This window comes from Acinetobacter junii CIP 64.5 (assembly GCF_000368765.1).
In the GTDB taxonomy this organism is placed as follows: domain Bacteria; phylum Pseudomonadota; class Gammaproteobacteria; order Pseudomonadales; family Moraxellaceae; genus Acinetobacter; species Acinetobacter junii.
The window spans coordinates 702215-728697 of the sequence record NZ_KB849655.1; the positions used below are offsets into that span (position 1 = coordinate 702215).

Here is a 26483-nt window from a genome sequence, read left to right on the forward strand (position 1 = left end):
TTTTGAATCATATTTTTTCAGCCTTGATGGCCTACGTTGAGATACAAAAGAACCAGTTTGAGCGGATCTTTGAAAATATATATCGTTGGCAGAAGAAATTATTTAGGCCAATGATCAAAAACTTCATTGATGACTTTATTCTCGATAAAAATCATCTGCTACCACAGAGAATCTATAAATAATAGTGCGTAAGTCCTATTGAACTTGTATAAGCATTAAACTAAGCATACTAAGCCTAAATACAGGCTTAGAATTTGATTTCAAAGATGGATAAATCATAACGTTCCGAAAGACAAAAATAGGAGAAACATAAAATATTAAAACGATACAATTTTAATAAAAGCAATTCTCATTTTCATCATATTTCGCAACAATACGACACTAAAGTCTATTTATTAAACACACTACTTATTCATAACAATATGATTCTCAAAATTAAAGATTATTTTTTCCATTTCTAATTCTGTTCATGCATAAATTCGATTTTTCTTCATGATTTTACATTAATCTACGCCCATAAAAATTTGATCTTTCTTTTGGGGCATTTTCAATGCAAATCTCGCATAATTATGGAAAATTAAGTGTGCTCGGCTCTACTCTACTGAGTATAAGTAGCTCACTATTTGCGACTGATACACTAACTAATACAAATTCGTCAGCAGTCGCAGAGTTACCTACTCAAGTCCTGCCAACGCTTTCTTTCAAAGCCACATCTGAGACTCAAAAACAAAAAGACCAAGATATCAGCGCAGTTGCAAAAACAATTATTACACGAGAAGAAATGCTTCAATACGGTGATCAAACAGTCATGGATGCTTTACGCCGTGCCGCAGGATTTCAAATTCCAGTATTTGGACAAGGACCTCGTGGTGGAGGTGGTGCTTCAGGCATGCGTTTTCGTGGTGGAGGTGCACCAACTTTTCTCGTAAATGGTGAACCTATTCAAAGTGGCCCACGTGGTGGGATGTCTGTCATAGATACCATTAGCCCTGAAATGATTGAAAGAATCGAAGTAACTAAACAACCGAGTGTTGCTCAGGGTTCTGTTGCATCCTCAGCTGTCATTAATATCATTCTAAAAGAACCATTGGATACACGTATAAATGGATCAGTAAAAATCGGCTATGGCTTGAGAGAAAGTGAGCAACAAGAAGCTGAACGTAAACAAATTAATGTTCAAGCAGATGGTCGTGAAAACCAATGGTCATACAGCCTTTCAGCTAACCAAATGTGGTTTGACAATACGTCTGTGACTAAAACTGAAAATTTAATCGGAACGCGAGAACAGTCACGTACCGTAAATCGCAACATGCAAATGTTTGCTCCACGCTTACAATACGAACTTGATGATCAACAAAAATTAATCGCTGAATTATTTTATCGCAATATCAAGATGGAAGGCACTTCAGGAAATCAAATTCAAGATGATAAAAATGACAGTATCAAACTCAACACTCGTTACGAACGTAAAGATCAAGATCTAAGTGATAAGTTACGACTCTCGGTAGAATATCAAACGGAAAGCCAACTTACCCTTACACCTGAAACGAAGACATACACAGATGAAACCATTGATGAGTATGGTCTTGCATACGATGGAACAAGAAAGTTAGATCAAGATCGTCAAATTAAATTTGGGTTTGATGCACGAAATAATCAATTAGATAGCAATATTAGTAAAAGTCTAGATGAACAGCGATATGCCGTTTATGGCGAAGGAAGTTGGCGCTTTATTGATCGACACACGTTTACTTTAGGCGCTCGCCAAGAATGGTTAAAACGTTCGGGTTTAGTCGATTATCAAGACCAGCACCTGAGTCCTGTTTTTGCATATCGGTATGATTTAACTGATCAATGGTCACTACAAACCAATATCAGTCAAGCATTTCGGAATCCGAATGCAGACCGCCTAATTTCTAATGTGACCATTTCCACTGACAGTGATGCAGGTAGCTTAAATAATCCTGACCGTGGTGGGAATCCAAATTTAAAACCTGAAAAGATTCGTGCCGCTGAGTCCACGCTTGCTTATGATTCTGCGAGCGGTGGTATGAGCCTAACCGCTTACCATAGAGAAATTAAAGATTATATCGAAAAAGTGATTATGCTCGAAGGCGAACGCTATGTTGAACGCCCTCAAAACCAAAATAAGGCAACAACGTATGGAGTTGAACTAAGTGGCCGCTATGCATTAAAACAAACTAATGCTGGACATTCATTCATGCTAAATGGTCAGATCTCAACTGTCCGTGCAAAAATTCAGGATGAGCAAAAATCTGAGCGACTGGTCAGTGACATTGCGCCATACAATGCAAGCACTGGTGTTTCATATAGTTTTAAACCTTGGCAACTTTCTACAAGTGCAAATATCAGTTATACCCCTGAATATACTCGTGCTTTAAATAATCAACCTTATGATCGAACTACAAATGCTCGTATCAGTTTAGACCTCAGTGCAACTAAACGATTCAAAAATGGTTGGTCTGCTAGTGTAAATGCTAACAATATTTTAGGAACAAATTATAAAGAAAGATTAACCAATCAATACGATGGGCGCTTATTTCAAGCACGAATTAATGAATCAATCCCTTCTCTTCAATTTAGTCTTGAAAAGAAGTTTTAATATTCAAGAAAGCCAGTTATTACAACTGGCTTTTTTATTCCAGTTGATGGCTATTTCTTTGATTGTATGACAGAGAAAAATTTTTAATGAGATATAAAGTTTATTTAATAGAAGCCTGTAAGAAGCTTCTAACAAACATTTCATTTCTATGATAAAAGAACATAGTATATTGTTTTAAAAGTTCATTTAACCTTCAAACATGATCACAAATAAAGCAAGCGATGCTGGCATTTTTTATGTATGGTGTATCAAACCATGCAAAAAATGGATTTAGATGCCGCAAACATTTTTGCAAGTGTTCATTTACCTGATCAACCTCCTGACAAGTCAGTGAGAAGAGATAATTCTACACAAAGACGTTTCTGGGATGCTGCTGAGAAAATTAGTGCAGATTCAGATATCGGACTTCATGTCGGAGGAAATGTACCTCCATTTCGTGGTCAAGTTATAGAATATCTTTTTCTTAGTAGTCCCACATTTGGCGAAGGACTAAAACGAACACTACGATACCAAGCTCTTCTCACCAATGCGATGTCTTTTCAGTTAGAAGTAGTTGATCAGAATACTGTTGGATTATATGGATTAGAGCATCCTGTACGACATTGTCTAGAATGTGCGATTGGTATTTTACTTAATTTTTTCAAATACATTACGAATGATGCATTCATCCCATTTCAAGTTTTGCTTCCATATGAAAATGCTGCGGATCAAGAAGAATATAAAAAAGTTTGGAATTGCGATGTTTTAGTTGGTCAAAGACATGGTGCTATTTTATTTGAATCTAAAATTCTTCATTATTCTTCTCCTGCACATGAACCCGAACTATTAAAAATGCATGAACATCATGCAGAATCTCAACTTGATCTCTTGAATAAGCATCAACTGATTGGAGAAATTGAGAAAATTCTTGCTAATGGTTTATTAGAATCAGGAAAATTTGATCAGAATATTGTGGCTGAGCATCTCAACAAAAGCGCACGTAGTTTAAGAGCAGATTTACAATTACTGAATACCACCTATGAAAAAGTGATTGCTCAATATCGCGAAAGATTAGCACGACGCCTACTTTCCCAAACCGATGAGTCGATTGATCAAATTGTCTACCTAACAGGTTTTTCTGAACCTTCTGCTTTTTCGAGAGCATTTAAACGCTGGACTAAGGAAACCCCGACTGCATATCGACAACGCAAGAGAAATAGATTTGATTGATCAGGCATAAAAATACTGTCAATACAGTCAAAATATTTAATATTTATATTTATACACTTCGATCATTGCTTTTAGAGGTAATCTAACATGATCGGTTTTCCTGTCGGTGTTTTTGTAGCAAATGGGATGGAATGGTATTTTCACAAAGTTTGGCTTCATGAGTTTCCAAGTAAAAACAGAAATAGCCCTTTTTTCACACATATTGCTCACCATAAACGTGCACGTTTAAATGCTTTTCATGATGAAGGTTACGCTGAGTCGATGTTCAAAAATGCTGAAATCTATAATGAGAAAACCGCATTGCTTGGTTTAACAGCCGCTGCAACGGTTTTTCTACCTATTGCTCCATTTTTTACGGCAGGTTTGTATTACGGAATTTGGAATTATTGGAAAGTCCACGCCAAATCCCATCTCGATCCTGAGTATGCAAAGAAACGTATCCCTTGGCATTATGATCATCATATGACCAGTAATCAAAATGCGAATTGGTGTGTGACTAAACCTTGGTTTGATTACATTATGGGTACACGAGTGATGACTGATGCTTCTGAAACAGAAACCAACCCTTTGGCAATCAGTATGCCTAAATGGATGGAAAACAGGGTCAATAAATTAGCTCGTCGTTTATTGCCAAAAGCTTATGCGGAAATTTATGCAAATACTCAATCTGATCAGAAAAATCTGCGTCTAGGTATCGAAGTTACTTTATAAAAATGATTAAACATTAAATTAAAACCGAACGCTTCGTTCGGTTTTAATTATTATTCGGAAATAAATCAATGCGGACTAGATTTTGATAAAAGGTTTAGAATCAACACACCACACATAATTAATGCTATGCCGATAATTCCCCATAGATCCAATTTTTGATCATAGAAAAACCAAGCAAAGGTCGTGATCAATACAATTCCTACCCCAGACCATATCGCATAAGCAATACCAACTGGAATTGTTTTCAGGGTCAAAGATAAGCAATAAAATGCAATGATGTAAGCTAAAATCACAATGATCGAAGCAAATGGCTTTGTAAACCCTTCGCTACTTTTCAGTGCAGATGTCGCAATCACTTCTGCTGTGATCGCTACAAATAAAAATATCCAACTTTTCATTTACCACACCTGCTCTATCCAAACAAACATTTCACATCTATTAATTCAATCATAAAAAAACACCCTTTAATAAAAAGGGTGTTTTCTAGTTCTAAGATCAAGAATCTATTAATAATATTTAAGCAGATTTCTTCGCCATATTATTTTTACGAATCGTAATCATCACCAACTGAACTGCTGCAGGAGTCACACCTGGGATACGGCTTGCTTGCGCTAAAGTTTCAGGGCGAACTGTTTTAAGCTTTTGAGTGATCTCGCGAGATAAACCTGAAACACCATCATAATCAAAGTCAGCTGGAATCTTCGTTTCTTCAAGGCGTTTCATCTGAGCAACATCATCATGTTGACGGTTGATATAACCTTCATATTTCACAGCAATTTCAATTTGCTCACCGACCTGTTCAGAAACCTCTGAGCCTGTAAGTTCAGCAATTTGACCAAAATTAATATTTGGACGTTTCAATAAATCAATCGCGCTGCACTCTTTACTTAGGTCCGCACCCGTCATTTCAACAAACTTTTTACCCATTGGGTTATTCGGTGCTGCCCATAAGTGTTGTAAACGTGATGTCTCGCGCTCAACAGCTTCCATTTTTTCGCTATATGCAGCCCAACGTTCGTCATCAACTAAACCGAGTTCACGACCAATTGGAGTTAAACGTTGATCTGCATTATCTTCACGAAGCATCAAACGATATTCTGCACGTGAGGTAAACATACGATATGGTTCTTTAGTCCCTAATGTAATCAGGTCATCTACCAGTACGCCCATATATCCTTGATCACGTTTTGGTGTCCACTCTTCTTGTTCCCAAGCACGACGTGCTGCATTCAAACCAGCAAGTAAACCTTGAGCACCTGCTTCTTCATAACCAGTGGTACCATTAATCTGACCAGCAAAATACAAGTTTTGAATTGCTTTAGTTTCAAGCGTAAATTTCAATGCTTGCGGATTGAAATAGTCATATTCAATTGCATAACCTGGACGCAAGATATGAGCATTTTCCATACCGCGAATCGAACGTACAAGATTGAACTGAACGTCAAATGGCAATGAGGTTGATATACCATTTGGATAAAGCTCATGCGTATCTAAACCTTCAGGCTCAAGAAACACCTGATGCGAATCTTTATCAGCAAAACGATGAATTTTATCTTCAATCGAAGGACAGTAACGAGGACCAACCCCTTCAATCACACCTGTATACATAGGTGAACGATCTAAACCACCACGAATAATTTCATGTGTTTTTTCACTGGTATGAGTGATGTAGCAGTTCACTTGTTCAGGGTGCATCGATACATCACCCATAAATGACATCACTGGAGATGGGAAATCACCTGGTTGTGGTGTCATCACAGAGAAATCAACAGTACGTGCGTCAATACGCGGCGGTGTACCCGTTTTTAAACGACCTACTGGAAGTTTTAACTCACGTAAACGATGCGCTAAAGCAATTGAAGGAGGATCACCTGCACGACCACCACTCGAATTTTGCAACCCGATATGAATGACACCCCCTAAGAAAGTACCCGTGGTGAGTACAACGGTTTTGGTATCAAAACGAATACCCATTTGGGTCACAACACCTTTAACGGTATCGCCTTCAACAATTAAATCATCAGCAGCTTGTTGGAAAATATCCAAGTTCGCTTGGTTTTCTAAAGTATGACGAATGGCAGCTTTATAACGGACACGGTCTGCTTGAGCACGCGTCGCACGCACAGCAGCACCTTTGCGCGAGTTTAAAATACGGAATTGAATACCGCCCTTATCAGCAGCAAGCGCCATTGCACCGCCAAGCGCATCTATCTCACGAACTAAGTGCGATTTACCAATACCACCAATCGCTGGGTTACAGCTCATCTGCCCCAAAGTCTCAATATTATGCGTCAACAATAATGTTTGTCTTCCCATACGAGCCGCCGCAAGCGCAGCTTCCGTACCAGCGTGACCGCCACCAATTACGATAACGTCGTAAACTTTAGGATAGTGCATAGTGGTAATGTGTATTTAAAAAATGACAGAGTATTATACAGAAGTTTTCTATTAAGTTGACAAAATCCGTCAATATTCTTGTAATCCCCATCTGCTTAGCTTGATTTAAATATATACAAAATAAAACTTAATGTTGCACTTTTCATGCATTGTTAACACATGGACTTATAACTATTAACCTGATATCCACTGTTCCGATTTAAAAAATTCTTATCATTATTAGTGCATAACAAATACTTTAGGAAAATGATATGAACACTAAGCTTTTATTTTCGACGCTTATTTGTAGCCTGTGTTTTGCTGTAACAGCACAAACCAATGCAAAAACCACAGTTGATGCACAAACTCAAAAGTATCAACAAGTATGTAAGGGCAAAAAACAAGGTGATATGATTTCATTTGCCTACAAAGGTGTTGTCTTTAATGGTACATGTGAGCCAAATGAAGCTGGTAAATTAGCATTCCAACCTCCAATGCCTGCAAATAATGCAACGCCTGAAACTCAAACTAAGATTTCAGAAACACAATCAGAGCCTCGACCAGTGAGTGCGCCTGTTCAGCCTATGGAAATAACACCTCCTCCAATGGAACAATCAGCTCCACAAATTGAACAAACAGCTCCATAAGAAATTGGACACCTATATATAGTTATTTAAGGATGCTGTTCAGCATCCTTATTTTTTGTTCAGGCTATATCAAAAGAATTATGTTTGAAAAAACATCTTAAAATTGTAATCAGTCTATTTTATAATCCCTCTGTATGGTCTGAATCTATTACAATAACCAAAATACATTAACTTAGGTTTTCCTGTGAACTGGCTACAAATTCATATTACTGTCGATCAAAAACAAGTTGAACTAACTGAAACTTTGCTCCTTTCTTTGGGTGCTGTCAGCGTTACGCTAGATGATGCCGAAGATCAAGCACTGCTTGAGCCATTACCAGGTGAAACCCCTCTTTGGAATAAAGTCATTGTAACGGGCATTTATCAACAAGAAGAAGATGCTCCAATTGATGTTGATACTTTAGAAGCTTTTTTAAAAGCACAACTCCCTGATGTGCCAATGCGCCATGAATATCTAGAAAATCAGGTCTGGGAACGTGCCTGGATGGATTATTACGAACCAATTCAAATTGGTGAAAAATATTGGATCGTACCAGAATGGTTAGAGCCACCTGAAGCAGATGCAACCAACATTAAACTTGATCCAGGCTTAGCATTCGGTACAGGTAACCATGCCAGTACATTCCTATGCTTACAATGGCTAGGTAAGACTGATGTAAAAGATAAAATCGTGATCGATTACGGCTGTGGGTCAGGCATCTTGGGTGTTGCTGCCCTTCTATTAGGTGCTAAAAAAGTATATGCCACAGACATTGATCCACAGGCTGTTCTAGCAACAAAACAAAATGCAGAGTTGAATGGTGTACTTGAGCGTCTGTACGTTGGCTTACCAGAAGAATTCAATAACGAGTTTAAAGGTCAACAATCGGACATACTAGTTGCAAATATTCTAGCTGCACCTCTAATGGCTTTAGCGCCTGAATTCTCAACTTTAATTAAAAATGAGGGAGAGTTCGCACTTGCTGGTGTAATCGAAGAGCAAGTTGCTGATGTTTCTAGTGTTTACTCTGAGTTTTTTGATATATTAGAGATCGAAAAGCGCGAAGAGAACTGGTGTCGCATTTCAGGAAAACGCAAAACAACAATTTGAGAATATTGTTCCTCATGAGTGAAAAACAAACCCGCTGCCCTAAATGCTCAACCGTGTATAAAGTGACCCCTTCACAACTCAGTGTTGCTCAGGGCATGGTTTGTTGTCCCAAGTGCGTTATTAACTTTAATGCTCTGACCAATCTTTTAAATACAGAGACAAACGAAACGATTCCTACACAAACCAATCGTTCACTATTCTCCTCTATCCAACCTGATAGCAGCTTTGCTGAAAAGCAAATGCAGATTTTAAGTATTTTCGATCAAAAAATTGAAAACTCAAATATCGATCTTTTGACCTATCTAAACAATTTAAATTATTTTAATACTGAGCCAGTCACGGCTTTACCAAATTTAAATTTATCCGAAGATGCTTTATTGGTTGATCATGAACCAACATCGAAACAACACGGTTGGCTATATTACAGTCTTTGGGGGATCGGTAATATTGTCCTCATTTTGGTTTTCGCTTTTCAAATCTTATGGTTTAACCCAAAGCTTATGCATGAAAGCCCTGCTTTAAACCGTATCTTTAACTATGCATGTGGTGTTTTGACTTGCAAAACACTAGATGAACAATACAAATATCTAAGTTTTGAGAAAGTTAAAGTTAAACGCTACAGTAAAAACGAAACAATGTTTTCGGGTGTGCTGATCAATCATCATAAAGATAGCGTCTTGATTCCTTCGATTAGACTCATCCTTAAAGACAAAGGTGAGACCGTTACGGATATCACACTCAAACCCCAAGACTATTTAGTAGACAGTCTAAAACCGATTCAACGCATCCCTTCAGATAGTCCATTTAAATTCGAATTTACCGTTGAACAAAGTAAAAATAGCTTCGACAACTATAGTTTAGAAATTGTACAGCCCTAAAAGCATAAAAAAGTGACAAAAAAATAAAAAAAAGTGCAGTTAATTTGCTCACTTTTTCGCAGACAGTGGTATGATACGCGCCACGAATGCTTTGACCTACTTACTCCTCGTTATTTATAAACAATAAAATCGTTAAACGAACTGTGCTTTAATCCTATAAGCGCATTGTTGGTTTTTTTGTTTTTGAAAGTAGGCTGTAACAAATATTTAACTATTGTTACGCTTATTTTTTACACAATTCGAGGATTTGTGGCAAGCTAATAGTCCTTTTGTTTTAGAGTCACTGTTTTAGGATCTAAAACAGGGCTCAGTAATTTAGACCACATTTATATATCACTTTACCCAAGTGATATTTGATTTTTCGGATTAACACGCATGAATAGCAAATCTCCTATTTTTACGGCTCAATCTGATGTCGCTCTTCGCATCCATGTAGATCGCGCAGTTCGTCATTATTTTGCACAGTTGCAAGGTGAGCAACCATCTCAGGTATATGACATGGTTTTAGCAGAAATGGAGAAACCTCTTTTATCTGTGGTCTTAGAATATACTCGTGGCAATCAAACTCGTGCTGCCGAGATTTTAGGCCTTAACCGTGGTACTTTGCGTAAAAAGTTAAAAGCTCACGGTTTAATGAGTGAATAATTGATAAAATGCTCACGTTCTCGTGGGCATTTTTTTATGCTTAATTGTTTTAATCTGTAGACTTCAAACTGTTGACCAAAATCATGACTATCAAACGTGCTTTAATCTCTGTTTCCGACAAAACTGGAATCGTTGAATTCGCTCAAAACCTTGCTGCTCTAGGGGTAGAGATCTTATCTACTGGCGGTACTTATAAGTTGCTTAAAGACAACAACATCGCTGTCGTAGAAGTTTCTGAGCATACAGGTTTCCCTGAAATGATGGATGGTCGTGTAAAAACACTACATCCTAAAATTCATGGTGGTATTTTAGCTCGTCGTGGTCTGGACGAAGCTGTAATGCAAGAACACAACATCGATCCGATTGATTTGGTGATTGTAAACCTTTATCCATTTGCAGCTACAGTTGCAAATCCAAACTGCTCTCTTGCAGATGCGATTGAAAATATCGATATCGGCGGTCCAACTATGGTTCGCGCCGCTGCGAAAAACCATGCTTCAGTTGGTATCATTGTGAATGCATCTGACTATGATGCTGTAATTGCAGAGTTAAAGACAAATGGAGCTCTTTCTTACGAGACTCGTTTTGATTTAGCAGTTAAAGCATTTGAACATACTGCTCAATATGATGGCATGATCGCATCTTATTTAGGAGCACGTGTTGGTAAAGCTGAGGGTGAAGCAGATTTATTCCCTCGCACATTCAATACGCAGTTAAATAAAGCACAAGATTTACGTTATGGTGAAAATCCACACCAAAATGCAGCGTTCTATGTTGAAGCAAATGCTAAAGAAGCATCTGTTTCAACTGCAAAGCAATTACAAGGTAAAGAACTTTCTTATAACAACATCGCTGATACTGATGCTGCACTTGAATGTGTAAAATCATTCGCTAAACCAGCTTGTGTCATCGTTAAACATGCAAACCCATGTGGTGTTGCTGTTTCTTTAGATGGCATTAAGGCAGCTTATGATCTTGCATATGCTACAGATCCAGAATCAGCATTCGGTGGCATCATCGCATTTAACCGTGAATTAGATGTAGAGACTGCTCAAGCGATTGTTGATCGTCAGTTTGTTGAAGTGATTATTGCTCCAAGCATTGCAGAAGGTGTACTTGAAGTCACTGGTGCGAAGAAAAATGTCCGTGTCATGGTTTGCGGTGAGCTTCCAGCGATTGATGCACGTGCGCCGCAACTTGATTATAAACGTGTCAATGGTGGTTTGTTAGTTCAAGATCAAGACTTAGGCATGATCACTAAAGATGATCTTAAAGTTGTGACTAAACGAGCGCCAACTGAACAAGAAATTGATGACATGATTTTTGCTTGGAAAGTTGCAAAATATGTGAAATCAAACGCAATTGTTTATGCCAAAAACCGTCAAACCATTGGTGTAGGTGCAGGTCAAATGAGCCGCGTGAACTCTGCTCGTATTGCTGCGATCAAAGCTGAACATGCTGGTTTAGTGGTCGAAGGTGCAGTTATGGCATCAGATGCATTCTTCCCATTCCGTGATGGTATTGATAACGCTGCAAAAGCAGGTATCAAATGTATCATCCAACCAGGCGGTTCTATGCGCGACGAAGAAACGATTGCTGCAGCAGATGAAGCTGGTATTGCAATGGTCTTCACTGGTATGCGCCACTTCCGTCACTAATAGATTTAAAAAATCCCTCTTGCGATGTTTTAGTTGCATCTCAAGGGGGAATTTTCTATTTTTAGTGGATGTACTTGAGATACTTAAAAAGGAAATAAATTAATAATGAATATTTTAGTTTTGGGTAGCGGTGGCCGTGAACATGCACTTGCATGGAAAATCGCACAAGATGCACAAGTGACTAAAGTTTTTGTTGCGCCAGGCAATGCTGGTACTGCAACTGAAGACAAATGTGAAAACGTTGAACTTGATATTCTAGATAATCCAGCAATTATCGCTTTTGCCAAAGCAAATGATGTTGCCTTAGTGATCGTAGGACCTGAAGCTCCATTAGTAAATGGTGTTGTGGATGCAGCACGCGAAGCTGGTCTAAAAATTTGGGGTCCAACTCAATATGCAGCTCAACTTGAAGGTTCAAAAGCATTCGCTAAACATTTCTTAAAACGTCATAACATTCCAACTGCTTTTTATGATGTATTTACTGAAGTGGATGCTGCTAAGGCTTATGTCGAGCAGAATGGCGCCCCTATTGTAATTAAAGCTGATGGTTTAGCTGCAGGTAAAGGCGTTATCGTTGCGATGACAAACCAAGAAGCATTTGATGCCATTGATGATATGTTAGCGGGCAACAAATTCGGTGATGCTGGATCACGTGTTGTGATTGAACAATTCCTCGAAGGTGAAGAAGCAAGCTTCATTTGCATGATCGACGGTAAAAACATTTTACCGATGGCAACTTCACAAGACCATAAGCGTATTTTTGAAGGTGACCAAGGTCCAAATACAGGTGGTATGGGTGCGTACTCTCCTGCTCCAGTTGTTACACCGGAAGTATTTGAACGCGTAATGAACGAAGTTATGCGTCCTACTGTTGATGGTATGGCAGCAGATGGTCATGTTTATACTGGTTTCTTGTATGCTGGTTTAATGATTGATGAACAAGGTCAACCACGCGTGATCGAGTTTAACTGTCGTTTTGGTGATCCTGAAACTCAACCAATCATGATGCGTTTAAAATCATCTTTAGTTGATTTAGTAGAAGCTGGTATTGCTGGTAACTTGCCAAGTGAAGCCGAATGGGATGATCGCAAATCAATCGGCATTGTACTTGCAGCTGAAGGATATCCTGAAACTGTACGCAAAGGTGATGTGATATCAGGTATTGGTCAATCTCCAGAAGATACAAAAATTTTCCATGCAGGTACTGCAACGACTGAAGATGGTCATGTGATTACTGCAGGCGGTCGCGTGCTTTGCGTGACTGCGCTTGGAGACACCGTTCTAGAAGCTCAAATCAATGCACTAGAAGTATGTGGTCAAGTGACATTTACAGGTATGCAGTATCGTAGTGATATTGGTTATCGCGCAATTGCACGTGAAAAAGCAGAATAAGCTTTGGTTAATTAACAAAAGCCTTCTTCGGAAGGCTTTTTTATTCTTTAATGAGCATAAAAATCATTTCCTTATTCATTATTTAAATATTAAATTCAGAAAAATATATATCACTAATTCAATAAAATCTGACATTTCCACCATTAGAAAAAACTATAAAAGTATCATTTATTTACTTTTACCAAAATTAAACTATTTTTCTAATAATCATATATTTATACCCATAAGTAGAAAATAGAACACTATAACAGAACCCAAATTATTGTTATGATTGCCAAAATTTTCGGCGAGTACTTTTAGTTATATGCATATTTTTTTATATATGAATAAGAATATGAAATTTAACTCGAAAAGTATCAGCTAATCTCGATTTGATATGAAAATTATTGAACTAATGTGCTTAAGTCAAATTCTTAAGATCAACGTTCTTAATTTTCTGTTGTTGCAAATAATTCGATCAGTCGCCTGTTCATAACACTAAATTTTGAACCGACTCACCTCTTTGTAACAAGAACCCTATAGCTCTTAAGTAATGCATTAGCGGATTATTTACTAAGCATTATTCCGATTAGGATTTACACATGAAAAAGCTAATTAGTCTTTTTTTAAGTGTGTCTGTGTTATTACTTGCAGCGTGCAGTAAACAACCTGACACCAAAGCAGAACAAAAAAATGAAGCGGGTGGATTACAAACCGTTGTAATGGCATCAACAGGTTCAGATGCTGATATTTGGCGTTTTATTGCGACCTTGCCAGAAACTAAAGCTGCTGGTATCAAGCTTGAAGTGAAAAACTTTACAGACTATGTAGCAATGAATACAGCTGTAGCAAATAAAGAAGTTGATGTGAATGCATTCCAATCATATGCTTACCTTGTTGCTTTCAATGCTTCAAATCAAGATAAGATTGCACCAGTTTCAACGACGTACTTAGAGCCTATGGGCATCTACTCAAGCAAAGTCAAAAAGGTCGAAGAGTTTGCTGAAGGTGCTTCTATCGCGATTCCAAACGATGCAGCAAACGAAGCTCGTGCGTTATTGTTATTACAAAGTGCTGGTTTGATCAAATTAAAAGCTGACTTTGATCCAGCAAAAGGCACACCAAGCGATATTATCGAAAATACGAAAAAACTCGATATTAAACCAATTCAAATGGCAACTGCTGTACGTGTTAAAGATGAAGTTGATGCGATTGTATTGGGGAATACCCTTGCAATGGAAGGCGGTTTAAATGTTCTAAAAGATTCTATCTTTTATGAACCAATTGACCAAAGCACGAAGCTGAATGTCAACATTTTAGCTGTAGCTGATTCAAGAAAAAATGATCCTGTATTACAAAAGCTAGGAACTCTTTATCACACAGAAGCGGTGAAAAAATATGTTCAAGAACATTTTGCTGGTACGAAAGTTGACGTGAATAAACCTGTTAGTTATCTCACAGAAACAAATTCGTAATATAATCTGTATAGGAAACAGGCAAATCACTTTGCCTGTTTTTTTCATTTTTGCTTAGTATTGACGATATGATCCAATTTAAAAATATTTCAAAGCATTACCAGCTAAAAGGTCAAACGATCAACGCTCTGGATCAAATTAATTTAGAGATTCCAGAAGGCAGTATATTTGGCATTATTGGGTATAGTGGTGCGGGGAAAAGTACGCTAATACGTTTGATTAATCTGCTTGAACGCCCTACTCAAGGTCAAGTCATTATCAATCAGACTGATTTTACGGCTTTAGATGCCCGTAGCCTTCGTCAAGAACGTGCAAATATTGGCATGATCTTCCAGCATTTCAATTTATTACAGACCAAGACGGTATCTGAAAATATCGAGATGCCACTAAAATTACTGGGTCATAGCAAAGTTGAACGTGAAAAGCGTTTGAATGAGCTGTTAGACTTTATTGATCTAAAACATAAAAAAGATGCATATCCAGATGAGTTGTCTGGCGGTCAAAAGCAACGCGTGGGTATTGCACGTGCACTTGCCAATCATCCTAAAATCCTGCTTTGCGATGAGGCAACTTCCGCTCTAGATCCTCAAACCACAAAATCAGTACTAGCATTATTAAAGAAGATTAATAAAGAGCAGAATATTACGATTGTTATGGTGACCCATGAAATGGATGTAATTGAATCTGTTTGCGATTATGTTGCGGTCATGGAAGCGGGCAAAGTGATTGAAACTGGTCCAACTTTAGATATTTTCAGTCAGCCTCAACATCCCACAACCAAAACCTTTATTCAAACTGTTTTACAACAGCAATTGCCGATTAATATTTTAGATAATTTAGAACACCAAAATCACAATAGTATCTATAGCTTGCAATTTCTCGGCACGTCAGCCCAAGAAACTGTTATTCAAGCCGTCATTAAAAAATTTGATATCAGCTTAAATATTCTTTTTGCAAACATGACTGAAATTAATGGCACTGTAATCGGACAAATGTTTATTCAACTTTTGGGCGATCAACTCATCATTCAGGAAGCAATCAAATTTCTTGAGGGTCAAGGTGTAAAAGTTGAGCAATCAGGAGTCAGTCAATGAGAGATTTAATTGTACAGTGGCTCACTGAAGTGACAGCTCCTTTTTGGAAAAGTGCTTTAACAATCGACCAGTTTGTTACAGCATTACAAGAAACATTTCAAATGGTTTTCTTCGCTTTATTGTTCGGCTGCATTTGGGGATTCATTCAAGGCATAACTTTAGTTGTTACGCGTACAGGTGGTATTTTACAGAATAAAGCAATTTACTATGCCATAAACCCCATCGTAAACGCACTCCGCTCTTTGCCCTTTATTATATTACTGATTGCTGTTATCCCGTTGACTAAACTGTTAGTCGGTACATCAATTGGGACATGGGCTGCGATTGTGCCTCTAACGATTTATGTAGGACCATATTTAGGTCGTCTCATCGAAACATCTTTACTTGAAGTTAACGAAGGGATTGTTGAATCTGCACAAGCAATGGGAGCTTCGCCTTGGCAAATTATTTTCAAGTTTATCATTCCTGAAGCACGTAGCTCCCTTATCCTTAACTTAACCACTGGCACAATTTCTTTAATTGGCGCAACGGCGATGGCAGGTGCAGTTGGTGCGGGCGGTATTGGTGATTTAGCGATTTCATACGGTTATCAACGCTTTGATACTAGTGTGGTCATCTTAACCGTGATCGTGCTATTGCTTTTAGTTCAATTCGTTCAGTCTTTTGGTGACTGGTTAGCTAAACTTCGATAAGTTAAAACATCAAAAAACTCTCAAAATGATCTTAGTTTATTTTGAGAGTTTTTTATTTACATAGGATAGTAAATCTCATTTGCAGCCTTGAAGGTATTTACATGTAATGGTACCAAATCCTCTAATTGTTGATATCCACCAGCCAAAACAAACAAAATTGGGATTTTCATTTTTTTCGCCATATCAAAAACCAAATAGTCTCGAGCATATAACAATTCTGTCGTAAACCATTTAGACCCATACTTATCATGCTGATGGCAATCCATCCCTGCTTGATAAATAATTAAGTCTGCTTCCCAACGAGAAGCGTATTGAAATGCCTCAAATACGGCTTCTCGATATAAATCAAAATTTCCATTTTTTGGATGAATATAGCGCGTCAGACTACGCTCACCAGCTTTACAACCGAATCGAATTCCAAAAATTCCAAAATTCACAAGATTACTCAGGCGGTTAGTAAAAATGGCAGTACCATCACCACCGTGTTGGTCACAATCCAAAATAAAAATGCGCTTTTCTGGATATTGTTTTGCCACCAATGCTAGGCCATTAAAAGTACAATATGCAGCACCCGACTCATAACTAGCATGATGAAAACCTTGGGCAATATTGGCTGCCACCCCCTCTTTAAAAGCGATCTCAGCAGCAACCAACTGTCCTGCTTGTACTGACAAAATTGCATCACGTAATTGTTCATTCCACGGTTTAAATCCTTGGATAGTTGCGAAAGAACTTTCACCTGTTACAAAGGCGTCAACAAACTGAGGGTTGTGTAACTTTTTTAAAATCTCAACATCTATTATTCCAGGATCAACAAATTCTACCATTTGTTGCTGGTGCAAGACCTCCGCCACAGCTGAAAGCTTCTCCATACTGTTGGTATGTGTCTTTGCGTAATATCGAGGTGAATAACAAGCTTTTAGCATGGATGCTCTACGCATAACTGATCTCGAGCAATTTCCATCAATTGACTCAATTCAGTTGAATCAGGTCTAAATAGCCCGTTATCGACTTGTTGCTTGAAATGATAACCAAAAGCGCGCGCTCGATTTTGAGGAGATACAGCTAATGTCGTCAGTCTTAAAAACCAAAAACCATTCATCTGAGAAATTGGAATCACATAACCTTTATATTGTTTATTTTTTGATTTCTCTAAGTTCTCTATCTCATATTGTGCAGAAAACAGACTCCCTGCTGGTAACCGTACACCATTCATGATCAAAGGAACTAAACTGATACAGGAATGATTATCACCCATATTCATTTTTTCCATCATTATCGGTTGATCATGTTCATCTACAAAAATATTTATCTCGCCTTGTCTAAGAAGTCGATGATGTGCAATTCTTAAAAAAAACTTCTCTGCCATAGGACAGGAACCTACTTTAGGCTTCTCGGTCAGCGCAAGACATTCAATCATATCTAAGACTGTTGAATCTTGTGGAAGAATAATATCTGCAAGTAACTGACATATCAGTATACTTTCTTCTAACTCTGCATATTGATGTAGTGTTCTCAATTTCGATTGAAAATCATATTCTTGTTGTAGGTTTTGGGTGAATGTTTCTTGGGGATTCAAACGAGTTAAACTCTCAATCACTTGTGGATTTTGATCCAAATTGCGCCATGTAGATAACTCCAAACCATATGACGAAGATTGATTTAAAATATTTCTTAGTGCTTTGGTATCGTAGTCATCAAAAATGCGTAAGTCTTGAAAGCCAATTAAATCAGGAGGTTGTGAAACAAACTCCGCTATTACTCGTGTGGCTTGTGTATAACCACATCCCCGTCTTTCAGTTTGATGGCTGAAATGTTCATTCAACATTTCAGTGAGTTTTGCTGATAAGGGATGCAAATATTTTTTAAAAATAGTGACAACTTCATGATCAACTAATTCAGACATAATCCCTCCTCATTCTTCTTATATCCCACAAGCACCACTTCATCCCTTTCATTTATTCATAATTATTTATTTAGATATATTAGCTCGAGTTTATTATTCAAATATCGAGTTTCCGTTCTTTGTCAAAGCCCCATAAAAATCATGATCTTATAAAGACTTCTGATCTCATATTCATGCAATTTACTACACTTGTCAACCTTAAATACAACCCTAGATTTGATAGGTCATATAATGACGTGAAAGGTCAATAAGTCACTTGATAAGCTGTTCATGCTTTTGCACTTGTCACAATTTGGACTTACACTGTTAAGTAATGATTTTCTGATTGATCTACAAAAGTTATTTTAATAACTGTTTAGGGATGGTTTATGCAATACAAAATCCACGTTATCGATGTTAAAAACAACCTAAAAAATTACATTTGGTTGTTAGAAGATACACGTACAAATGAAGTGATTGTTGTAGATCCAACAGAAGCGAAACTAGTCACGGATTTTTGTGAAACACATCAATTACACCTTAAACAAATTTGGCTGACGCATTGGCATCCAGACCATACAAATGGCGTAGAAGGCTTGTTGGCTGAGCAAAACATTCTGGTTTATGGTCCGCGTGATGAACTCAGCAAAATTCCCTACCTTTCAAACCCTTTACAGCATGATTATCATTTTTTCTTTAATGATTTAAAAATTGAAGTGATTGCAACTCCTGGGCATACTTTAGGTCATATCACTTATTTTATTGAAGAAATAGATTCTTTGTTTTGTGGAGATACTTTGTTTGCAATGGGATGCGGTCGCTTATTTGAAGGTACTGCTGAGCAAATGTATCATTCATTAAATAGATTGGCAGCTTTGCCTATTCAGACAAAAGTATATTGTACTCATGAATATACACTTTCGAATGCTGAATTTGCGTTAACCATAGAACCTCACAATGTTGTTCTTCAAGAACGTTTCGAGCAAGTAAAAATGCTAAGAGAATCAGATCAAATCACCCTACCCTCTACGATAGAACTTGAGCTAGAAACCAATCCATTTTTACGCACAGAAAATGCTGAAGAGTTTGCTCGCATTCGCAGTCTGAAAGATCAATTTTAAAATTTTAGGTTAATCAATAATTTCATTTTCCAACCTAACAACATTGTGGAAAATGAAATTATTTTTTACATATATTTTCACAGATTTATTGCTTTTCAGCTTATCAAATATCACTTCAATAATTTATTTTCTCAATATAATACAATTATTTATTTTTTAATTCTCAAAAATTAGTATTAAAAATTTACTCTAGTTTTACATTATTTACATCTAGAAAAATAAATATATGCAATCCCCCTTTAAAAAAAATTCATCAACCCCTATTAATGAATAATGATTCACATGGAGTACTGGTTATGAAAAACAGAGTTGTTAAAGCAAAAAATTTATTGGCTTTCCGTATTTGGTTAGAAAAATTAGGTTATTCGGTGAAAAATTTAGCAGACAATCGCGGGTTCACTTTCAGTTTTAAAAAAGAATACGGCTTGGTTACAGGTGACTTATCAGGAAATGCTTTAGCAATGCAACTCGGTGAAGAATTTGAAGACCATTTAAAAGCATAATGTTCATACTAATTATTTAGGGTTTCAAACGGACATGAAACCCTAAAGCATAAAAGAGACCTAATCAAACTTTGCTTTTTTAATTTCAATCTCTCACTTTATAACCATCTCTCGAAAAAATAACATTGGAACAAAACAGTTTTCCAAGTATTATAATGTCCTAGTCGAGGGATGCTGCGACATTTGATTTATGACTATAAATCACATGCCAGGCTCGACGATCGGTTAAACATTCGTTTTAACCAACAACGGCATCCGCGAACTGAATGATCAATACTATTTTTTCTAGGAGATCCTGATGAACGCGGTGAATGCTTCATTTACAGATTATAAAGTTGCTGATATTTCCCTTGCTGACTACGGTCGTAAAGAGATCAAACTTGCTGAAGCAGAAATGCCAGCTTTGATCGGCTTACGTAAGCGTTATGCAGCTGCTAAACCACTTGCTGGCGCTAAAATTTTGGGTTGTATTCATATGACAATCCAAACAGCAGTTCTTATTGAAACTTTGATTGAACTCGGTGCCGAAGTTCGTTGGACTTCATGTAACATCTTCTCAACACAAGACCACGCTGCTGCTGCAATTGCTGCTCGTGGTATTCCTGTTTTTGCTTGGAAAGGCGAAACTGAAGAAGAATATGTGTGGTGCTTAGAACAACAAATCAATGTGAACGGCAAGCCTTGGGATGCCAACATGATTTTGGACGATGGCGGTGACTTGACTGCACTTGTTCATGACAAATACCCTGCTCTTTTAGAGCGCATCCACGGTATTACTGAAGAGACCACAACAGGCGTACAACGTTTGTTGGAAATGTGGAAAGATGGTTCTCTTAAAGTTCCTGCAATCAACGTCAATGACTCGATTACTAAGTCTAAAAACGACAACAAATATGGTTGCCGTCACTCATTAAATGATGCAATCAAACGTGCAACTGATATGTTACTTTCTGGTCGCCGCGCTTTAGTGATTGGTTATGGTGATGTGGGTAAAGGTTCAGCTCAGTCTTTACGTCAAGAAGGCATGATTGTTCGTGTGACAGAAGTAGATCCTATCTGTGCAATGCAAGCATGTATGGATGGTTACGAGGTTGTTTCTCCATATAAAAATGGCGTTCAAACTGGCAAGAAAGAAGATATTAATCAAGACTTGTTATCAAATACTGACCTTGTTGTCACAACTACTGGTAACTACCACGTATGTGATTCAGCAATGTTAGACAGCTTAAAAGCTGGTGCTGTGGTATGTAACATCGGTCACTTTGATACTGAAATCGACACGGCATACTTACGTGGTTATAAATGGGTTGAAGTGAAGCCTCAAGTTCACCAAGTGTACCGCTCAGAAGATGAAAATAACTATCTCATCCTTTTATCTGAAGGTCGTTTAGTGAACCTTGGAAATGCAACAGGTCACCCATCACGCGTTATGGATGGTTCTTTTGCAAACCAAGTGCTCGCGCAAATGCATCTTTTCGCTGAGAAATTTGCAGATTTACCAGCTGATCAAAAGCAAGCGGCGATTCGTGTTGAAGTTCTTCCTAAGAAATTAGATGAAGAAGTCGCAGCGGCAATGGTTGCAGGCTTTGGTGGTGTAGTAACTCAATTAACTCAAGTTCAAGCTGATTATCTAGGTGTACCTGTTGAAGGCCCATTCAAATCTGACGCTTATAAATACTAAGACAATTAGGGCAGACGTTTCACGGACTGCCCTTTTTTATAAAATCTTCTCAGTAATTTATAAAAGGATTTGAAATGACGAAACGAGTGCCTATTTCTTTCGAGTTTTTCCCACCGAAAACTGATGCTGGTGCAGAAAAATTACGTGTTGTTCATCAAGAGTTACAACTTCTCAACCCTGAGTTTTTTTCTATTACTTATGGTGCTGGTGGCTCAACCCGTGAACGCACTTTGGCAGCGATTAATGATTTTAATGGTAAGGGCACACCAGTTGCACCTCACCTTTCATGTATTGGTGACGACAAAGCACGTATTGCTGAACTTCTTGATCTTTACAAATCACAAGGAATTGACCGCATCGTTGCACTAAGAGGTGACTTGCCTTCTGGTCAGGTTGGCTTAGGTGAACTTCCGTATGCTCAAGACTTAGTTCGATTCATACGCGAACATTCAGGTGATCATTTCCATATCGAAGTTGCTGCGTATCCTGAAATGCATCCACAAGCTGAAAGTTTTGATGCAGACATCCAACGGTTCGTCGAAAAAGTACAAGCTGGCGCAAATGCAGGAATTACCCAATTCTTCTTTAATCCTGATGCATATTTCTATTTCATCGAACGCTTAGCGAAATCAGGAATTAATATTCCTATCGCACCGGGTATTATGCCGATCACAAATGCAAGCAACTTGATTCGTTTTGCGGATGGTACAGGTGCAGAAATCCCACGTTGGATTCGCAAGCAACTTGCAGCTTATGGTGATGACAGCGCAAGCATTAAAGCATTTGGTCACGAAGTCATCGTTAACCTTTGTGAACGCTTAATTGCTGGTGGAGCACCTACGCTACATTTTTACTCAATGAACCAAACTGAACCAACCCGACAACTTGTTGTTGATTTAGGTTTAAACTAATTTCTACGAGCACGACCCAAGCATGAATCGTTTTTATATCGAAACTGAATTAAATACTGGCAACACGATTGAATTAACTGAGTCAGTATTTCATCATTGGGTTCGTGTACTTCGTGCGAAAGTACAAGAAAAAGCCATCTTTTTTAATGGAAAAGGTGGTGAATATCGTGTAACGCTAACTGAAATTAACAAGAAAAATGCTTTCGTATCTGTTGATCATTTTGAAGCAATCGATCGAACTGCACCATTCAAGGTGATTTTGGGTCAAGTGATGAGCAAAGGTGATCGCATGGATTATGCGATTCAAAAAGCAACTGAACTTGGTGTGACAACGATTCAATTATTAACAAGTGATCGTTGTGAAATGCGTCTTAAATATGACCGTGATCAAAAGAAATTAGACCATTGGCAATCAGTTGCAGTCGCAGCCTGTGAACAATGTGGAATGAATATTGTGCCTAAAGTTTTAGCTCCAATTTCAATCGAGGAATGGATTCAAACAGATCTGCCAATATCGCGTTTTGTAATGGCGCCGAACAAAGATCAGAAAAATGTATTACTAGATGCACAACCAGAACTCGCTTTATTGATTGGCCCAGAAGGTGGTCTGAGTGAATCAGAAATTGGGCTATCGAATCAACATGGATTTGTAAATTGGTGTATCGGAGATCGTGTTCTAAGGACAGAAACAGCTCCGGTTGTGGCTTTATCAATTTTAAATTATCACTTTGCTAGCAATTGATTCATTTCATTTGCTTTCAGTTGTCTTTAGCGTTAATTTAAAACAAAACTCTATAGTGTTTACAAAAAAATAAAGACTGTGAACACTGATAAAAAACGAAAAGGATTATTCTTTATATGTCAGGGGTTCTGGAAAAAAATTTGCCACAATTTATATATACGGATCAGATTAATTATCCTAACCATATACGTCTATTTGTTGTAAGCGTAATCTTCATTATTTTAATCGATTATTTTTTATTCGGTTTTTTCTATTCATTTGATTTAAACATCTTCTCTATTTGGACGATAAGTTCACTAATTGTATTAAGTATTTTTTTAATTATCTGCAACTTCTCGCTTAAACATTACACATCTGTTCGTCATGCTAAAAAAACCAATCTGACTTTTCAACTGATTTGTCTTTGTATAGGTAGCTTAATGGGTGTAGGCACTGTGGTTATTAGCCAACTGCTTATTAAAGATGTTCCCCATCTCTCACATTCTCACATTCTCACATTAACTGCACTACTCCTCACATCATCACACATTATTTCGCTGACCTTTTTAACACAGCATATTCGCTATTTTTTCTTGTTTTTTATTCCTAGTGTTCTCCCTCTTGTTCTTTCTCAAATTATAAATAGAGACCAAGAACATACTTTGTTTTATGTAGCCTATTATTTTTCTTTTGTTGCAACTTTATTATGTGCACATGCAACGTTCAAAATTCATAAACGTTTCTTTCAAGTCCTTGAAAAAAATAAGCAACTGATAGATGTTGCAGAACAACATAACCAATGGACTGAAGAGCTATGCCAACAATTGCAGCGAGAAGTAAATAAATCTAAAGATATCGAGGCACAACTGCAATTCAATAACCATTTATTGGAACAGAAAGTACGTGAACGGACATACGATCTTACTAAGATGAATGAGCGACTCGAAGAGCATCGTCAAAATTTAGCATTTGCGCATGAAACTGCTGGAATCCGTCCATGGGAATGGAATCTTGAAAAGAATACGGTTGGTGTAACAAATTCTCACCAAAAAGAAGTGACACGCAATTCAGAGAATCATTACGAACTATTGAGTAAAATCGTTCATCCTGATGATGCTGAACGTGTAAAAAATACGATATATAGTCATTTGTGTGGCCAAACCAAACGTTATGAAGAAACCTTCAGAATAAAACGTTCGAATGGTGATTGGAGTTGGATTCATGATGTTGGTCAAGTGATTCAGCGAAATCCAAAAGACGGTACACCACTAAGAATGGTTGGTATTCATCGAGACATTAATCAAGAAAAGAAAGATCAAGAACGACTAAAATTAGCCGCAAGTGTTTTTGAACAAGCATCCGAAGGTATTTTTATTCTAGATGAAAACTTTAACTATCTTGAAGTCAATCCAAAATATGAACAACTTACTGGTTTAGACAAACAATATATTTTGAATAAACATTTATTCGAAATCACAAAACAGACTAAACAACATCACTTAAATTTTCATCTCTCTATTCTCGATACTTTACATGAAGAATTTGAATATGAAGGAGAGTTCCAAGAAACCTATCTATCTGAAAAATCTTGTTTTCTTTGGATACACATCAATGCAGTTAAAGATGAGTCTGATCGAGTATTAAATTATATCGGTATCGTTTCAGATCAAAGTGAACGTAAACACCAAGAACAACGCTTATCATATTTAACCAATTATGACACTTTAACTGATCTACCAAATCGCTTTTATTACCATCAACAACTCCATCAATACTTGGTAAATGAAGCATCGATTCAGCATCTAGCCGTCATTCGCTTAAATATAGATCGATTCCGTGCATTAAATGAATTATTAAGTAATCAAGCTGGTAATGAGCTTTTAAAACAAGTTGCACAACGCCTACGAATCAGCAATATAGATGCATTATTGGTCGCTCATTTAAGTGCTGATGATTTTGCAATCATCTATGAAATATCCCCTTTGCACCCTCCAATTCATCAAATTTGCAATAATATCGTGGAAGCCTTTAGCAAACCTTTCTACATTGCCGATCAAGAACATGTGGTTAGTATCTCGATTGGTGTTGCAATTTACCCTGAGCATGGACGTCAAGTAGATAATTTAAATACTCATGCAGAACAAGCACTCACAGAAGCCAAACGTTTAGGTGGAAATACCATCCGTTATTACTCAAGCGAACGCACAAACTTTGTGGCTAAGCATACGGATTTGGAACTTGATCTAAGAAAAGCAATTCAAAATAAAGAACTTGTGGTGTATTACCAACCAAAAATAAATACTCAAAATTCCAATATTACAGGTTTTGAAGCTCTGATTCGTTGGAAGCATCCAACAAAAGGCTTAATCATGCCTGATATCTTTATTCCACTTGCTGAAAGTACAAGTCTAATTTCTGATATTGGTCGTTTTGTACTTTATGAAGCGGCACGTCAACTTCAAGTTTGGCAAAAACTTGGCTTTGTGCACATACACGTTGCTGTAAACATTGTGGCTCAACAAATCTTACGGGGACAATTGCTTCAAGATATTGATGCTGTGTTAGATCAATACTCAATTGGTGGGGAAAATCTTGAATTAGAAATCACTGAATCTGCGTTTTTAGAAAATACTGAAAACGTAAAAATGGTGCTTTGTGCACTCAAAGAACGCAATATTTCAATTGCATTAGATGACTTCGGGACTGGTTATTCTTCACTCGCCTACCTAACCGAATATCCAATTGACATTTTAAAAATTGACCGTGCATTCATTTCAAAAATTGGTGATCCAAAGCAAGATGCGATAGTTAATGCCATGATTGCCATGGGTAAAACCATTGGCTTAAAAGTTGTTGCTGAAGGTGTAGAAACTGAACAGCAACGTGACTACTTGAAGCGACAAAATTGTGACATATTACAGGGTTACTTATTTGCGAAACCTTTAACTGCTTCGGATGCTACAGACTACTTGCAACAACACATGAGAATGTCAACCGCGAGATATTCCATATAACATTACAATTCGAGCTTTTTGAATGTTTATTTTGATCAAAAAATAAATTGTCAATAAGCACATACGTTCAGTGAAAATAAGCTATTTTGACTGGGCGAATGCGTGAACTAGTGCTATATTCTTGTGCACTTATCTTAATATAATAATCAGACATATATCCTGATTATTATCGGAACAA

General features: G+C 37.4%; 21 protein-coding genes and 2 pseudogenes. 19 read left to right on the plus strand and 4 right to left on the minus strand.

Annotated elements, in window-relative coordinates; translation table 11 throughout:
• The 4 genes and pseudogenes from F948_RS16415 to F948_RS09125 all read left to right on the plus strand — a co-directional run.
• Positions 1–182 (plus strand): annotated as a pseudogene (locus F948_RS16415) (IS701 family transposase); the annotation flags it as partial.
• 368 nt (positions 183–550) lie between these two features.
• Positions 551–2623 carry a TonB-dependent receptor plug domain-containing protein gene (locus F948_RS09115; protein ID WP_004962957.1) on the plus strand — a complete coding sequence of 691 codons (2073 nt, stop codon included), beginning with the start codon at positions 551–553 and terminating at the stop codon, positions 2621–2623.
• A 199-nt stretch (positions 2624–2822) separates the two neighbouring features.
• Positions 2823–3832, plus strand: a pseudogene (locus F948_RS09120) (AraC family transcriptional regulator).
• A gap of 87 nt (positions 3833–3919) precedes the next feature.
• A complete protein-coding gene (locus F948_RS09125; RefSeq protein WP_004962965.1) occupies positions 3920–4543 on the plus strand; it encodes a sterol desaturase family protein in 624 nt (207 codons plus the stop codon).
• A gap of 65 nt (positions 4544–4608) precedes the next feature.
• Here the strand turns inward: F948_RS09125 and F948_RS09130 are convergent, their stop codons facing one another.
• On the minus strand, positions 4609–4941 hold the full coding sequence (locus F948_RS09130; protein WP_004962968.1) for a DMT family transporter: 333 nt from the start codon (positions 4939–4941) through the stop codon (positions 4609–4611).
• A gap of 118 nt (positions 4942–5059) precedes the next feature.
• Positions 5060–6940, minus strand: a complete 1881-nt coding sequence (mnmG, locus tag F948_RS09135) for a tRNA uridine-5-carboxymethylaminomethyl(34) synthesis enzyme MnmG (RefSeq protein WP_004962971.1) — start codon at positions 6938–6940, stop codon at positions 5060–5062.
• A gap of 251 nt (positions 6941–7191) precedes the next feature.
• On the opposite strand from mnmG, the gene F948_RS09140 reads away from it, so the two are divergent.
• The 9 genes from F948_RS09140 to F948_RS09180 all read left to right on the plus strand — a co-directional run bounded on the left by F948_RS09140 (position 7192) and on the right by F948_RS09180 (position 16469).
• A complete protein-coding gene (locus F948_RS09140) occupies positions 7192–7566 on the plus strand; it encodes a hypothetical protein (protein WP_004962973.1) in 375 nt (124 codons plus the stop codon).
• 184 nt (positions 7567–7750) lie between these two features.
• A complete protein-coding gene (gene prmA / locus F948_RS09145) occupies positions 7751–8656 on the plus strand; it encodes a 50S ribosomal protein L11 methyltransferase (protein WP_004962975.1) in 906 nt (301 codons plus the stop codon).
• A gap of 14 nt (positions 8657–8670) precedes the next feature.
• A complete protein-coding gene (locus F948_RS09150; protein WP_004962978.1) occupies positions 8671–9534 on the plus strand; it encodes a DUF3426 domain-containing protein in 864 nt (287 codons plus the stop codon).
• Between the two features lie 375 nt (positions 9535–9909).
• A complete protein-coding gene (gene fis / locus F948_RS09155) occupies positions 9910–10179 on the plus strand; it encodes a DNA-binding transcriptional regulator Fis (RefSeq protein ID WP_001086304.1) in 270 nt (89 codons plus the stop codon).
• Between the two features lie 83 nt (positions 10180–10262).
• Entirely contained in the window at positions 10263–11837 is a 1575-nt protein-coding gene (gene purH / locus F948_RS09160; RefSeq protein WP_004955158.1) for a bifunctional phosphoribosylaminoimidazolecarboxamide formyltransferase/IMP cyclohydrolase, read from the plus strand.
• Positions 11838–11942: 105 nt separating this feature from the next.
• Positions 11943–13229, plus strand: a complete 1287-nt coding sequence (purD, locus tag F948_RS09165; RefSeq protein ID WP_004955161.1) for a phosphoribosylamine--glycine ligase — start codon at positions 11943–11945, stop codon at positions 13227–13229.
• 581 nt (positions 13230–13810) lie between these two features.
• Positions 13811–14683, plus strand: a complete 873-nt coding sequence (locus F948_RS09170) for a MetQ/NlpA family ABC transporter substrate-binding protein (protein WP_004955163.1) — start codon at positions 13811–13813, stop codon at positions 14681–14683.
• Positions 14684–14751: 68 nt separating this feature from the next.
• Positions 14752–15777: a methionine ABC transporter ATP-binding protein gene (locus tag F948_RS09175; protein ID WP_004912274.1), complete on the plus strand. Its 1026-nt coding sequence runs from the start codon at positions 14752–14754 to the stop codon at positions 15775–15777.
• Entirely contained in the window at positions 15774–16469 is a 696-nt protein-coding gene (locus tag F948_RS09180; protein ID WP_004912277.1) for a methionine ABC transporter permease, read from the plus strand. The genes F948_RS09175 and F948_RS09180 overlap by 4 nt, the downstream gene beginning before the upstream one ends.
• Before the next feature lie 56 nt (positions 16470–16525).
• Here the strand turns inward: F948_RS09180 and F948_RS09185 are convergent, their stop codons facing one another.
• A complete protein-coding gene (locus tag F948_RS09185; RefSeq protein WP_004962983.1) occupies positions 16526–17395 on the minus strand; it encodes an arginase family protein in 870 nt (289 codons plus the stop codon).
• Positions 17389–18375: a hypothetical protein gene (locus tag F948_RS09190; protein ID WP_004962985.1), complete on the minus strand. Its 987-nt coding sequence runs from the start codon at positions 18373–18375 to the stop codon at positions 17389–17391. Before F948_RS09190 ends, F948_RS09185 begins: the two co-directional genes overlap by 7 nt.
• Before the next feature lie 368 nt (positions 18376–18743).
• Here F948_RS09190 and gloB point away from each other — a divergent pair, with 368 nt between their 5' ends.
• The 6 genes from gloB (at position 18744) to F948_RS09220 (ending at position 26305) form a co-directional block, all read left to right on the plus strand.
• Entirely contained in the window at positions 18744–19475 is a 732-nt protein-coding gene (gloB, locus tag F948_RS09195) for a hydroxyacylglutathione hydrolase (protein WP_004962988.1), read from the plus strand.
• A gap of 296 nt (positions 19476–19771) precedes the next feature.
• Positions 19772–19978 carry a hypothetical protein gene (locus F948_RS09200; RefSeq protein WP_004676939.1) on the plus strand — a complete coding sequence of 69 codons (207 nt, stop codon included), beginning with the start codon at positions 19772–19774 and terminating at the stop codon, positions 19976–19978.
• A gap of 298 nt (positions 19979–20276) precedes the next feature.
• Positions 20277–21659, plus strand: a complete 1383-nt coding sequence (gene ahcY / locus F948_RS09205) for an adenosylhomocysteinase (protein ID WP_004955169.1) — start codon at positions 20277–20279, stop codon at positions 21657–21659.
• 74 nt (positions 21660–21733) lie between these two features.
• Positions 21734–22570, plus strand: coding sequence for a methylenetetrahydrofolate reductase [NAD(P)H] (gene metF / locus F948_RS09210; protein WP_004912291.1), 837 nt, complete (start codon positions 21734–21736; stop codon positions 22568–22570).
• Positions 22571–22592: 22 nt separating this feature from the next.
• Positions 22593–23312, plus strand: a complete 720-nt coding sequence (locus tag F948_RS09215) for a 16S rRNA (uracil(1498)-N(3))-methyltransferase (protein WP_004962992.1) — start codon at positions 22593–22595, stop codon at positions 23310–23312.
• 116 nt (positions 23313–23428) lie between these two features.
• Positions 23429–26305 (plus strand): bifunctional diguanylate cyclase/phosphodiesterase, encoded by a 2877-nt coding sequence (locus tag F948_RS09220; RefSeq protein WP_004912296.1) that lies wholly within the window; start codon positions 23429–23431, stop codon positions 26303–26305.
• The last annotated feature ends 178 nt before the right edge of the window (positions 26306–26483 follow it).

Coding starts and splice junctions, on each gene's coding strand:
- F948_RS09190 (WP_004962985.1), bottom strand. CDS start 18,375: ATGTCTGAATTAGTTGATCATGAAGTTGTCACTATTTTTAAAAAATAT.
- F948_RS09150 (WP_004962978.1), top strand. CDS start 8,671: ATGAGTGAAAAACAAACCCGCTGCCCTAAATGCTCAACCGTGTATAAA.
- F948_RS09220 (WP_004912296.1), top strand. CDS start 23,429: ATGTCAGGGGTTCTGGAAAAAAATTTGCCACAATTTATATATACGGAT.
- mnmG (WP_004962971.1), bottom strand. CDS start 6,940: ATGCACTATCCTAAAGTTTACGACGTTATCGTAATTGGTGGCGGTCAC.
- gloB (WP_004962988.1), top strand. CDS start 18,744: ATGCAATACAAAATCCACGTTATCGATGTTAAAAACAACCTAAAAAAT.
- F948_RS09185 (WP_004962983.1), bottom strand. CDS start 17,395: ATGCTAAAAGCTTGTTATTCACCTCGATATTACGCAAAGACACATACC.
- F948_RS09170 (WP_004955163.1), top strand. CDS start 13,811: ATGAAAAAGCTAATTAGTCTTTTTTTAAGTGTGTCTGTGTTATTACTT.
- F948_RS09125 (WP_004962965.1), top strand. CDS start 3,920: ATGATCGGTTTTCCTGTCGGTGTTTTTGTAGCAAATGGGATGGAATGG.
- F948_RS09130 (WP_004962968.1), bottom strand. CDS start 4,941: ATGAAAAGTTGGATATTTTTATTTGTAGCGATCACAGCAGAAGTGATT.
- purH (WP_004955158.1), top strand. CDS start 10,263: ATGACTATCAAACGTGCTTTAATCTCTGTTTCCGACAAAACTGGAATC.
- F948_RS09175 (WP_004912274.1), top strand. CDS start 14,752: ATGATCCAATTTAAAAATATTTCAAAGCATTACCAGCTAAAAGGTCAA.
- metF (WP_004912291.1), top strand. CDS start 21,734: ATGACGAAACGAGTGCCTATTTCTTTCGAGTTTTTCCCACCGAAAACT.
- F948_RS09180 (WP_004912277.1), top strand. CDS start 15,774: ATGAGAGATTTAATTGTACAGTGGCTCACTGAAGTGACAGCTCCTTTT.
- purD (WP_004955161.1), top strand. CDS start 11,943: ATGAATATTTTAGTTTTGGGTAGCGGTGGCCGTGAACATGCACTTGCA.
- fis (WP_001086304.1), top strand. CDS start 9,910: ATGAATAGCAAATCTCCTATTTTTACGGCTCAATCTGATGTCGCTCTT.
- F948_RS09115 (WP_004962957.1), top strand. CDS start 551: ATGCAAATCTCGCATAATTATGGAAAATTAAGTGTGCTCGGCTCTACT.
- ahcY (WP_004955169.1), top strand. CDS start 20,277: ATGAACGCGGTGAATGCTTCATTTACAGATTATAAAGTTGCTGATATT.
- F948_RS09200 (WP_004676939.1), top strand. CDS start 19,772: ATGAAAAACAGAGTTGTTAAAGCAAAAAATTTATTGGCTTTCCGTATT.
- F948_RS09215 (WP_004962992.1), top strand. CDS start 22,593: ATGAATCGTTTTTATATCGAAACTGAATTAAATACTGGCAACACGATT.
- F948_RS09140 (WP_004962973.1), top strand. CDS start 7,192: ATGAACACTAAGCTTTTATTTTCGACGCTTATTTGTAGCCTGTGTTTT.